Source organism: Ulvibacterium sp. (assembly GCF_965248315.1).
Classification (GTDB): Bacteria; Bacteroidota; Bacteroidia; order Flavobacteriales; family Flavobacteriaceae; genus Ulvibacterium.
Map to the genome: position 1 here is coordinate 188488 of NZ_CBDFIX010000001.1, position 11855 is coordinate 200342.

11 protein-coding genes and 1 tRNA gene are annotated in these 11855 nt (G+C 41.6%); 4 read left to right on the forward strand and 8 right to left on the reverse strand.

Features of this window, described 5'->3' with window-relative positions:
• Positions 1-6: 6 nt before the first annotated feature.
• The 4 genes from ftsA (at position 7) to ACP2AF_RS00815 (ending at position 3947) form a co-directional block, all read left to right on the forward strand.
• Positions 7-1332, forward strand: coding sequence for a cell division protein FtsA (ftsA, locus tag ACP2AF_RS00800; protein WP_425234483.1), 1326 nt, complete (start codon positions 7-9; stop codon positions 1330-1332).
• A gap of 44 nt (positions 1333-1376) precedes the next feature.
• Positions 1377-3302 carry a cell division protein FtsZ gene (ftsZ, locus tag ACP2AF_RS00805; protein ID WP_425234344.1) on the forward strand — a complete coding sequence of 642 codons (1926 nt, stop codon included), beginning with the start codon at positions 1377-1379 and terminating at the stop codon, positions 3300-3302.
• Positions 3303-3392: 90 nt separating this feature from the next.
• The gene (locus tag ACP2AF_RS00810; protein ID WP_425234345.1) at positions 3393-3842 is read left to right on the forward strand and encodes a GatB/YqeY domain-containing protein; all 450 of its coding nucleotides are present in this window, start codon (positions 3393-3395) and stop codon (positions 3840-3842) included.
• Between the two features lie 31 nt (positions 3843-3873).
• Positions 3874-3947, forward strand: a tRNA-Arg gene (locus ACP2AF_RS00815).
• A 267-nt stretch (positions 3948-4214) separates the two neighbouring features.
• On the opposite strand, the gene ACP2AF_RS00820 is transcribed toward ACP2AF_RS00815, so the two are convergent.
• From ACP2AF_RS00820 to ACP2AF_RS00855, 8 genes are all read right to left on the reverse strand, one after another.
• Entirely contained in the window at positions 4215-5255 is a 1041-nt protein-coding gene (locus ACP2AF_RS00820; RefSeq protein WP_425234346.1) for an AI-2E family transporter, read from the reverse strand.
• 19 nt (positions 5256-5274) lie between these two features.
• On the reverse strand, positions 5275-5730 hold the full coding sequence (locus ACP2AF_RS00825) for a YqhA family protein (protein WP_425234347.1): 456 nt from the start codon (positions 5728-5730) through the stop codon (positions 5275-5277).
• 5 nt (positions 5731-5735) lie between these two features.
• Positions 5736-6749 (reverse strand): LLM class flavin-dependent oxidoreductase, encoded by a 1014-nt coding sequence (locus tag ACP2AF_RS00830; RefSeq protein ID WP_425234348.1) that lies wholly within the window; start codon positions 6747-6749, stop codon positions 5736-5738.
• Between the two features lie 17 nt (positions 6750-6766).
• Positions 6767-7561 carry a hypothetical protein gene (locus tag ACP2AF_RS00835; protein ID WP_425234349.1) on the reverse strand — a complete coding sequence of 265 codons (795 nt, stop codon included), beginning with the start codon at positions 7559-7561 and terminating at the stop codon, positions 6767-6769.
• 41 nt (positions 7562-7602) lie between these two features.
• Positions 7603-8907, reverse strand: coding sequence for a hypothetical protein (locus ACP2AF_RS00840; protein WP_425234350.1), 1305 nt, complete (start codon positions 8905-8907; stop codon positions 7603-7605).
• A gap of 35 nt (positions 8908-8942) precedes the next feature.
• Entirely contained in the window at positions 8943-10355 is a 1413-nt protein-coding gene (locus tag ACP2AF_RS00845; protein WP_425234351.1) for an alginate export family protein, read from the reverse strand.
• A gap of 6 nt (positions 10356-10361) precedes the next feature.
• On the reverse strand, positions 10362-10916 hold the full coding sequence (locus tag ACP2AF_RS00850; protein WP_425234352.1) for an NADPH-dependent FMN reductase: 555 nt from the start codon (positions 10914-10916) through the stop codon (positions 10362-10364).
• Between the two features lie 82 nt (positions 10917-10998).
• On the reverse strand, positions 10999-11496 hold the full coding sequence (locus ACP2AF_RS00855) for a Crp/Fnr family transcriptional regulator (protein WP_425234353.1): 498 nt from the start codon (positions 11494-11496) through the stop codon (positions 10999-11001).
• Between the last annotated feature and the right edge of the window lie 359 nt (positions 11497-11855).

Sequence of the window (11855 nt, forward strand, 5' to 3'; positions counted from 1 at the left end):
ATAACAATGGAACAGGGTAGCTATTCAGTGGGGTTGGACATAGGGACAACCAAGATTGTGGCCATAATCGGTAGGGAAAACGAATATGGAAAAATTGAGGTTCTCGGTATTGGACGATCCAAAAGTTTAGGAGTACACCGGGGTGTGGTGAACAATATCACCCAAACCATTAAGTCTATTCAACAGGCCGTTGAGGAGGCCGAGGCCAATTCCGGACTAAAAATTGGTTCGGTTGTCGTGGGGATAGCAGGCCAGCACATTAGAAGCCTTCAGCATAGCGATTATATTACACGTTCGGACTCGGAAGAGGTAATTAATGAAGATGATTTGGACCAATTGTGCAATCAGGTCTATAAACTGGTTATGCTGCCCGGGGAGGAAATTATTCATGTATTGCCACAGGAGTATAAGGTAGATGGGCAGGCTGAGATCAAGCAGCCCATTGGAATGTATGGGGGACGTTTGGAGGCTAATTTCCACGTGGTGGTAGGGCAGGTTTCGTCCATAAAAAATGTAGGGAGGTGTATAAAGAGCGCCGGTCTGGATTTGGGCAATATTACTTTGGAGCCTTTGGCCTCTTCGGATGCCGTATTGAGCCAAGAAGAGAAAGAAGCGGGGGTTGCCCTAATTGATATTGGCGGAGGCACTACGGATTTGGCCATTTTTAAGGATGGCATTATTCGGCATACCGCTGTAATTCCATTTGGTGGAGGTGTTATAACCGAGGATATCAAAGAGGGGTGTTCCATTATAGAAAAGCAGGCAGAATTACTAAAAATCAAGTTTGGCTCGGCATGGCCGGGGGAGAATCGGGACAATGAAATTGTATCTATTCCCGGGCTTCGCGGTAGGGAACCGAAGGAAATCACCCTAAAGAACCTTTCCAAGATCATTCATGCCAGGGTAGTCGAAATTATAGAGCAGGTATATGTTGAGATAAAGAACTATGGGCATGAAGAGCAGAAAAAGAAGCTCATTGCAGGAATCGTGCTTACTGGAGGTGGAAGTCAGTTAAAACACCTGAAGCAATTGGTAGAATATATTACCGGCATGGATACGCGTATCGGTTACCCTAATGAACACCTGGCCGGAGACTCCGAAGAAGCTATTGCCAGCCCTTTATATGCCACCGCAGTTGGCCTTTTAATGAATGCCTTAAAAAACCAGTATAAGGAGAAGTTAACATCTCAAAATGTTGAAAATGAAGAAGAAATGGCTTATGCGGGTCATGAACCAGAGACTGTGGGAGGTACAAAGGTCAAAAAAGAGAGAAAATCCGTTTTTGATAAATGGTCGGAAAAACTAAAGGATTTCTTGGACAACGCGGAATAGAAAGAAAATAGTAGAAGAATATAATAACCAGTAATAAAAAGAATATGAGCAAGAACACGGAATTTGAAAACATAGCTTTTGATTTGCCCAAAAATCAAAGTAACGTTATAAAGGTCATTGGCGTAGGTGGTGGTGGGAGCAACGCCATTAATCACATGTTCCAGGCCGGCATAAACGGAGTGGATTTTGTTATCTGTAATACCGATCAACAAGCGCTTCAGAACAGTGCCGTACCTAATAAGATTCAGTTGGGTGTTTCCCTAACGGAAGGACTTGGCGCGGGAGCCAATCCTGAGGTAGGAGAGCAGGCCGCATTGGAAAGCATGGAAGATATTAAGGGTATGCTGGATACCACAACAAAGATGATTTTCATTACCGCCGGTATGGGCGGAGGAACGGGTACTGGTGCCGCTCCTGTCATTGCAAAACAAGCGAAGGAAATGGACGTGCTTACCGTGGGCATAGTGACCATGCCCTTTCAGTTTGAAGGTAAAATGCGTTGCCAACAGGCTCAGGTTGGGATTGAAAAATTACGCTCCAATGTAGATTCGCTCATAGTTATCAATAATAATAAATTACGTGAAGTTTATGGAAATTTAGGCTTCAAGGCCGGTTTCTCCAAAGCGGATGAGGTCCTGGCCACTGCGGCCCGGGGTATTGCAGAGGTAATTACACATCACTATACTCAAAATATAGACCTTAGGGATGCCAAAACGGTACTTTCAAATAGTGGTACGGCCATTATGGGATCAGCTATGGCATCTGGTTCCTCACGGGCCCATGAAGCCATTGTAAAGGCCCTGGATTCTCCCTTGCTGAACGACAATAAAATAACTGGGGCCAAAAATGTGCTATTGTTGATTGTTTCCGGTTCCCAGGAGATTACCATTGATGAAATAGGGGAAATCAATGACTACATCCAAATAGAGGCAGGTTATGGAGCCAATATCATTATGGGAGTCGGAGAGGATGAAAATTTAGGGGAGGCTATTGCCGTTACCGTTATCGCCACGGGGTTTAATGTAGATCAGCAAGATGACATCGTAAATACGGAATCCAAAAAAATCATCCATAACTTAGAGGAGGGACAGAAGGCTGAACAGGATTTGACCCCCAAGCCCGTTGTACATCAATTGCTGGAAGAGGAGAGCGAAGAACCTGAAAAAACCTACAGTCTTCCAGAAGAGGAGGAATTGGGAATGGATTTGATTCCTACTACCAACTATATCAAAAATTTCAATGTCTTTTATGAAGAGGTAATCGAAGGCGTGGTACAAGGAGAAGTTTCCGAGGACGATTTTATCATTATAGACTCCAAGGATACCCTCAATGACATTGAAGTGGTTGACCCTGAAGTGGTCTCGTCCAAAAAGGAACAGATTACCATGAGTTTTGATATGCCTTTGTCCAGTGAAGAAGATGAGGAAAAAGAAAATGTAATTACATTTAGTTTGGATGAGGAAGTAAAGGACATGGACGTAAAGGATTATATTGATGTGGTGCCCGTATTGGAATATAATAAAGACGGTGAAACCCGTTACAGTCTGGACGATTATATGGAACTGGAGAATAAACTTACCGGGGCCAAGTCCAAAGCGGAGGAATATGACCCCAAAATAATTGAGGATGAGCTAGTTTTTGAGAAAAAGACGATATCCGATAACGATAGGAACCTAAAATCGAAAAACCCTTCCAAGGAAATAGATCCCATGGAAATTCCTATTGAGGAATTATTAAAGGCAAGGGCAGATGAAAGAAGAAGAAAGTTAAAGGATTTCAACTATAAATTCCAGAACGGTCTCAGCAACATAGATGAGATAGAAAAAGAACCGGCCTATAAGAGGCAAGGTGTAGATTTAAACGAAAACCCAAGACAGGCCAAGGTTTCTAGAACTAGCCTTAGTGAAGATAGTAATGGAGAGATCCAATTACGCTCCAACAATTCATTTTTAAATGATAACGTGGATTAGCTGCCGTTTTCCCCAAACATTCCAAACCCGAAAATAACCATTATTTTCGGGTTTATTTTTTATCTTTGCTTTTCGAAAAAATCAGAAATTATGGGCCTACAACAACAGGTAATGGAGCAAATGAAAACGGCTATGAAATCCAAGGATTCGGTAGCTTTGGAATCTCTAAGGGCCATTAAGTCGGCCTTGTTATTGGCACAGACCGAAAGTGGGGCGGGAGATAATCTTTCCGAGGCCGATGAAATAAAGCTTGTACAGAAATTGGTAAAACAACGTAAGGACAGTGCATCCATTTATACGGAACAAGGTAGGGCCGATTTGGCCGAACCGGAACTGGCGCAGGCCGCTGTTATTGAACAATTCCTTCCAGAACAATTGACCGAGGAAGAAATAGAAAAAGTGGTGGTACAGACCATTGATGCCACAGGTGCCTCAGGGATGAAGGATATGGGAAAGGTCATGGGAATCGTTTCCAAGGAATTGGCCGGACAGGCAGATGGAAAAACCATTTCTACTATAGTGAAAAATAAGTTATCTTAGCGCGCTTTTAGCAGTATGCTAAAATTACTTTGGCCGCGTGGCGCAACTGAATAGCGCATCAGATTTCGGCTCTGAGGGTTGGGGGTTTGAATCCCTCCGCGGTCACGAATAAATACTTAGACAAGAAAAAACGCCAAGCTTGCTTGAGCGTTTTTTTTGTTCTTGTACGAAAACGGAAATTTGAACTTATTTAAATAGATAGGCAAACAACTCCTCGGTAAAGCGTTTTTTTAATAGCGCACAGTGTTTGCCGAATATCAAATGTTTGTTTCCGGGACTACTAAAAAAGGCAAAAATAGGACACTCGGTCAAAATGTTAAATACCTTTAGGAGTGCTCGCGTAAAACGGTCATTTTAAATTGCCCCATACCTCTAAGAGCTATATACCTCGTCAATATCTCCATTTTCTGATAGTAAAATGGCAACATCTCTAGTGTTTTTGAATTGGGAAAATATAATTAGCATCACTACCGTAATTGGAGTACTTAACAACATTCCGGTAATTCCCCATATTTGACCCCATATAACCAAAGCAAGAATAGTTGCTAATGGACTCAAATTCAATGACTTCCCCATTAGCTTGGGTTCCATTACATTGCCAATAAACCATTCAACAATACCAAGTCCGACCAGAATAATGATAAAAGGCTTTAGCTCACCAAACTGGATGAGACTAAAAAAAGCCGGGAAAAGAGTAGCAATTAAGGAACCAATTGTGGGAATATAATTTAGTACAAACATTAAAAAGGCCCAAAAAAAAGCGGCATCAACCCCCACTATGCTTAGAAAAACATATCCTACAAAACCCGTTAACAGGCTTAGGTAGGTTTTTAGGCGAATGTAGTCGCTAAAAGTATCGTTGATACGGGATAACATTGTCGTTGCCTTCTGATTTTTTTCCTTAATGTCAAATAGTTTTTTGATTTTTTTGGATAAACTGGCTTCTTCAGCAAATAGGAACGCCGCATACAAAACAATCATAACCAAATTTCCCAATGCGCCGGATAAGGCATCAGCTATATTTCCGAGAATTGTGGTATAGTCAAATCCCTCCAACGACTTTGATATTTCTTGGCCCAAATCTATCTGCAATGTTGAATTAATCTGGTTCAAAACAGCATCGAGATTGGTTTTGTACGTTTCACTGTTGGCCAACAGAGATGATATGTTATCGGTAATCAGCCTTGAGATGAAACTTACCGTAAAGACGATTATTGCAAAAATAAAGGTATTTAGAAGCCAATGGGGTATACGTTGCTTAAGAAACGGGATTTTGTGCAGTAAGTTTTTAAAGTATCGACCTAAGAACCAAAGGATAATCCCATATACAAATGGGATGAGGATGCTTTTGGCCAAGATGAGGATAGTGAGTACCCCTCCAATTCCGACTGCTGAATAGGCTAGTTTTTTCATTAACTGGATTTAAAGATACCTATTGACTTTCATGGTTCTTTTTGCTATTCAAGAAGTATGACAAGGCCAATATGATTATCCCATTGGCAATTCCATAGCCCAACAATTCCTTTTGACCATCCCAGGTAACCGCTCGCCCCATAAATGAAATTCCCATAACCACCACTATGACTTTGATCAGCGTCCCTTTAAGGGCGTCAAAGTTCTTTATTTGTAGCCAATCGGGAAGGTCGGGAATGGAATAGACGAATAACTCAAATATACCAATGGACGTAATAAAAACGCTAAAGCTCAACAATATCAAATCCAATATGCTCATCGCTTCGGAAATAACGTTGGCCTCGCTGGCCGAGAAATCAAGAATATGATGGATGACGCGAGCCCCTTCAACAAATGCATAGATAATTACCGCAAGCCCAAGAATGAACAAACTTATGGAAGAAACGAGACCAATGCCGCGAAATATGTATTTCATTGCCTTCATAGGGATTTAATATGAGGAAGAACTTCTTGTCCAATCAATTTAATGGATTCCAAAAGTTTTTCGTGTGGTAAGCCTACGTCCATTTGAAAGGAAACCCGTGAAATACCGCCTAAGGCATCCGAGTGATGTTTTATCTTTTCCACTATGTCAGAAGGACTCCCAACCAATAATGCTCCTTGTGGGAGGGTATTTTGCGCATCGAAACCAGCTTTTGTAACGGGTGCAAAACCTCTTTCTTTTCCAACTTTTGTAAAGACTTTTTGATACCCCGGGAAGTAATCTTCAACAGCCTTTTGAGTTGTGGCGGCAACATACCCAAGTGAATGTAATCCTACCTTCAGTTGTTGCGGAGCAAAACCTGCTTCTTTACCCGCTTCTCGGTATAAATCGACCAGAGGGGCAAAGCGGTGCGTTTGTCCCCCGATTACGGCCAACATCAAAGGAAGGCCCAACTCACCTGCTCGTATGAAGGATTCCGGAGTTCCACCAACTCCTAGCCAAATGGGCAATTTGGGTTGAACAGGTCTTGGGTAGACCGGTTGCTCGCGCAGGGGGGGTCTAAATTTTCCATTCCAGGTGATGGTTTCATTGTCCCTTATGGTTAGGAGTAGTTTCAATTTCTCCTTGAAAATAGCGTCATATTCTCTTAGGTCATAGCCAAAAAGTGGAAAGGCGTCTGTAAAAGAACCCCTACCTGCAACAATTTCAGCCCTTCCTTTCGAAATCAAATCCAAGGTTGCAAAATTCTGGAAGACCCTTACGGGATCAGCGGCACTGAGTACAGTAACAGCGCTGGTCAATCTGATTCGTTCAGTCCTCGATGCAGCGGCAGCCAAAATCATGGTAGGCGCTGCATCTAGAAATTCTTCACGGTGATGCTCCCCAATCCCAAAAACATCAAGCCCTTGTTTGTCTGCAAACACTATTCGTTCCAAAAGTGTGTTGATTGCCTCCGATCGGTCTATATTCTTTTTGGGCGAGGCTGCAAAACTGTCTATTCCAACTTCCATATTTTTGATTTAAAGGGTTAAAGTGAGAAAGGAATTTCAATGGTTTCACCTTCCTTTTCATAGTTGAGACTTCCTACCCTATGATTGAACAACCCGTTTAGATTATTCCCTGAAGGATCCGCTAAGCGCGTGTTTACATAAATAGTGTAGTTCCCTTTCTTCCAGGTTTCCATAGGCGTGAACGTCCATTGCTTTTCTTTTGTGCCAATTTCAATAGCCCCTTCCATTTTAATTCCATGGTCATTTGCTATGGTCAGCCTATGGTATAATGACATTAAATCGACTGATTCCGGAAATGCAATTCTTAATGGGACAGTGCTACGGACTTGGGGAAATCGGATGTCCCACTGCTCAATACTGGGGGCAATGGTGTCCAAATCACCTACCATAAATTTCTTTTCGAAGGGCTTTACTTCACGATGTTCGACGGTCTCCATTTTTGCGATAACCAGACGATAGGAGTTTCCTTGGATCAAAGCCCTGCCCAATCGTTCATTGGCGCGAAGCCCTGATTTAACTCTGGCAGGGTCTAAAATCAGGGTAAGCTGCTGTTGTTTATCATCCCAAAGTTCGTGTACATTGCTAAAAATAGCCCCTTTTACCACTTGATTGTTTTCATCCATCAATCTGATATTTTCAATATTATTGATGGCTTTCATTGGATGTGAAAACTTTAGATAAAATCGCAGTAGGTTTTCGGGAATCGTGTCCGAAGTTGGATAAATGGCAATGGTTTTAGGGATCCCTTTTTCAGGGCTGCATGATAAGAGAAAAACCAATAAAAATCCAAGATAAACTCTGCTTCCAACCATAAGACCTAACTATTGAAAAAGCTATAGCATCAATATAAGGATTACTCTTTCGTCTTTTCCGACACCAATTCTGGATAGCCCTCCATAGGCTTGACCATATCATGAAACTGTTTGGTGGCAGCCTGCTTTTCGTCGTACTGGTACGAAGGGAAATCGTATTCAGAAATGAACTCGCTCAAACGGAGAAAAGCCCCTTTAAGTTGTGATACCATATCCAGTCCGCCGGTTTCTAGATTACGTTTTAGGGTGGCCACCATCATCTGATTTTGATTGTCTACATGCAACACTGAGGCTGTGGGACTATAAGTGATATTCATTCCAGCGGTTCCCGTGGGCATCTGGGCCATCATGCCTTCCATTCCCTTCCCTTCGGTTGCCGCTTTGCCAACATCTTTCATGGAAATAAGGCTGCCGCTACGGTGTTTGTGGGTTATCAAAAGCTTCTGGTCCATACTGCCATCCTGTTCTTGTGTCATATAGGTTATCATATCAATAGGGGTGTTCCCATACCCCAGCTCGGCAATGGTCTTTCCTTTAATCGCATTTCCATCGGTTATTTGAGAAAGAGGAAGGGTCACCAGAGGCGTACAGGTATAACTGGCTATCAAGGTGGGTTCTCCAGCAACCTCTGCTATTGCCATGGTCCGTATTGGGGCTCGCGTTTCCATTTGGGTATGCACGGCATGATATACTTCCAAGCTTTTGGTCTCTTCCTGCTTCCCGCTAAAGGGATACGTGATTTTTCGAAGGGTGGAAGCAAATTCTCCATTGGAGAGCCCGGCAACATAAATTTGTCCATCGTAATAGTCAATATCCGTAATGGTCAAAGTGGAGGCTGGAATATCACGCCAAAACTTTAAAGCTTCAGGAGCTGGGTTTTTAATGGCAACTTTGGTACTGTTTGAAGCATTTACTTCCAAAAATCGAATTTCACCGTCCGTTGGACTCACAATGGCGATCATGGATGTCGCATCCGGCGCATGTCCTTTTTTCACCGCAAAATAAGCTTCTTGGCTTACTGGATGAATTTTCATGTCGTTGATGATCAAATCACGTGCTTCAATCTCAAGGACTTTGGCAAGTTTCAAATCAAAATCCGTGAGGTTGAAGGGAACGGCATCTTCCAACTTTTCTGCCTTTGTCGGTATGGCATGAATCACAGCAGCTTTACTGTCGCCAATAAAGAGGACATTGCCGGGCCCAAATGCTAAAACGGTCGCTCCCGGCAACGAAATTTCTTCTAGATCCAGAGAATGGTCATTCACTTTCTCAAAGAAAGAGAATCCGCTAACAACCAATGCCAGGGCTGCGATAAGTACAATCGAAATAACACTGTTTTTTTTCATCATTTTCATATTTAGGGTTAAACGCTCATTATGGGTCAAAATTTAAAATTCATCGTGGGGGCAATGTAAAAGGTGTTTTCAGAGTTCCCTGAAGCCTTTATAAACTTTCCAGCAAGAAAATAGGAACTCCGAAGGTCAAAAGAAATGTTTCTATTGATTTCATATTGTACCTGAAGCCCCAGCACATCGCCAATATGCTTTTCATCCAACCCGTTTGCTTCTCTTAGCAAAAATCTAGGCGGGGTATACAAACCATCGTTGGCACTCGTGCGATAAAACAACGCATAGTCGATAAAAATTGAAAGACCATCAGAAGGATATATCGTAAAATTCGGATGGAAACTACTCAAGTTCGCAGGGGTGTTGACTCCTGCCAAGCTGTAAAGCGCGGGGTTGACAAAAAGCGGATTAAAAGTTTGTATTTTACCGTCACCAATGGTTCTATCCCCTGATGAAAAATCAAGTTGTATGCCCAATTTTGGTTTCCAACCCCCTTCCGTGAGTTGATATTTCCAGTCCGTTTCTAGGTTGAACGCACTAATGGTACTATTTCCAATATCGCCAAACTGATAAATAAATTCTGTATTGAAACTATACCGTCCTATTTGCCCGTAAGATCGGATACCAAAGGAGTGTCGTGTTTCTTCTCCGATCTTATCATTGAATTGTGCACTATTTGAATTGAATCCAAAGTAATAAAAGTCCAGATTTCCAATTCTACCTAGGACATTATCTTGAACATAAATACCCCACAATGTTGGGTTTTGTGTGTCGGATTCAAAAAAATTCGAAGTGTTGTCAAAGGCATTAAACCCATAGCTCAATTCCTTGCCGTAAACCAGGTTAATGGATCTTTTGTTCTTTTTGAAATTCAGTCTGATCAAGTCAAAAGACCTCCGCATGTTAGGTCCTTCCCGAATACCTATAAGTCTAGATACGCCGTAACCTATTTCTTGTCTTCCCATGCGCAAGATGATGGAAGAATTAGTTTTTTGGTGAAGTACGAACTCCAAAAAACCCTGATGCAGGTCTATGGCTTCATCTTCAAAAAGCCGGTCTTCGCCGGAGGTAAGTCCATGATAAACTTCACCAAACAGCCGTATTCTTGACCCTAAATTCAATGAGGCATGTAGGCTAAGGCGTTGGGAATAATAGGTTTCGTCAAAGGAGGTATAATCCCTATTGGTAAAATGTTCAACACGTGGCCGATATTCGCCGCCTAGTGTCAGGTGGATTTTCGCTTCATCATCCAGAGAGATGAATTTTAAAGGTTGCAGAAAAACTTGCCCCGCTTCAGCATCTTTAAGGAACAAATAGGATTCTTCCGCCCTTAATAAATTGATGGGAGGAACTTCATTTTCATTAGCTTCCTGTCCAAATGAGTTGTTGACCCTAGGCCCTAGGGCAACCATAAAAACAAATACGATAAGGGCATATTTGCTTGACATTGGAACCTAGTTTTGGGTTATATTTTCTTGAAACTTTTGCAACTCAATTTCAAAAAGTTGTCGATAATAGGGGTCTACTATTTTATCGTCCTTGAAGAAGTGATTGAAAGAAGGAAGGTGAAAGGATGCAACTATGTCTGCTCCAAAATAGGGGAAAAGTTCTTTGGAAATCTTCAGGACGTTGCTCATAGATCGCTTGCTTGGGCTGGTAGATAGTAAAAACATTGGGTTACTATTCCAGATGCTCATGGGTTTTTCCATTTTTATTCGAGAAAGCCAATCCCATAAGTTTTTGAATACCGCAGTATGGAGGCCGTTATATTCCGCAAGCGAGATGATAATACCTTGTGAACTTTTGATTTTTTGGTAAAATTGAACGGCTGCCTCGGGAATACCCTTTAGCCGCTCCGAGTCAACGGAGAAAATGGGTAGTGGATAATGGTTGAGGTCGAGAATTTCTGTGGTGACACCTTTCAACCTACTCCCTGTAAAAACGGCCAGTTTCTGGTTAATGGATTGTTTACTGTTACTTGCCCCAAATGCAATAATTTTTGTATCCATTTGAAATTTCATAAGGTGAACCCAACAAATATCCGATAATGACTATAAGATGGTGTTAACCTACATTAAGAAACACAATGGATTACCTGTTTTTGGCTCTTTCTCCTTTGATTTTACTAAGTGCTTGTGGGGTAATACCTAAGTAGGCTGCTATGATCCGTTGTGGAAGACGTTGTAATAGCTCAGGGTATTTTTTTTCAAAGTGCGTGTATCGATCAATAGCAGAAACACTCATCAACATGATAACCCGTTCTTGGAGATGAACCATACATTCTACTAGCATTTTAAATGTACTTGGCCGTGCATCTTTAGTTATATTTTTATCTCGAACAATTAGTTCACAATCTTCCAAGGCCCCAATATAAAGTTGACATGGCTCACCTGGGAGTGCTGCATCGCCCATAAGTTGTCCTTCCCTAGCAAACATAAAAATGTGTTCCTTGGCATTGCTGTCGATTGAATAGCTTCGCAATAATCCCTTCTTTATAAGGTATATTTTTGAGTTTGTGTCACCTTGATGTTGTATTATTTCCCCCTTTTGGATTTTAAGGGTACGAGCATTTATAGTTTTCTTAGCCATCGAGTCAATTTGTTGATTGGACAAAAGAATGTAAATTACTAATAGGTTAAATCAAACGGAGTTAATCTAGATTAAGAAATTAAACTATGTGGTTTCTGAAGATAAGTTTTGAATTGGAGTAAACTCTGTTGGCCATACTTATTTGATCAATCGAGAAAGTCCCATTATATTTGTCAATTCAAAAGCTTTAGTTTCTTACCTTCCAAGTGAAGGTTAAATAGCACCATTTACCTTTGAGCACTCCTTATAAAGGTTCGATTTAGTACCGGATTCTAATAATTCAGGAGTACTTTTATCATTAAACTACAGAGGCTCCGCGTATTTCAACACGGTCTTTTTCGATAGGTTACAACATTTGT